Here is a 523-nt window from a genome sequence, read left to right on the forward strand (position 1 = left end):
TGGCCGAGGGCGTGGCCGCCGTCTACGAGGTGAACCGTGCGACCGCCGAGGCCTCCGGGATCAGCCTCTACGACGACGTTTCCACCGCCGCCGCCACCGAGTGCGACAACAACAACGGCACGTTCCTGGTGAACCTCACCCCCGAGGGCTACACGTTCGGGTTCCTCATCGGGCCCAGCGAGAACGGCGACCTGACCACCGTGACCGGGGTGGACGGACTGATGGAAGCATTCGGGGCCTGCTGGTCCCCGATGCCCTACGACATGGAGCCCCAAGAGCGGGAATGGGCCGTGACCGTCTCCCAGGCCGTGGAGACCCTGCGCGCCGCTGAGACCGCCGGGCACCTGATGGACCAGGACACCGCCGAGCGGGTCACCGCCGTGGAAGTGCCCAGGGTGAAGACCGAGACGGTGTGGGACACCATCCCGCGCGTGATGCCCGACGCGGCCCCCGCCGTGGGCACCCGGGTGCAGGTCATCCGGGCCTGACCGGCCCACCCCCTCCCCGGGCCCATGAGGGCCCT

Annotated in this window: 1 protein-coding gene; it reads left to right on the forward strand. The window is 70.7% G+C overall.

Going from position 1 to position 523, the window contains the following annotated elements; translation table 11 throughout:
* Positions 1-488: hypothetical protein (locus RF645_RS13395; RefSeq protein ID WP_368819283.1), on the forward strand; the 488-nt coding region annotated here is incomplete at its 5' end.
* Between the last annotated feature and the right edge of the window lie 35 nt (positions 489-523).

The sequence above is a fragment of the Kocuria sp. CPCC 205260 genome, from assembly GCF_040981045.1.
Classification (GTDB): domain Bacteria; phylum Actinomycetota; class Actinomycetes; order Actinomycetales; family Micrococcaceae; genus Kocuria; species Kocuria palustris.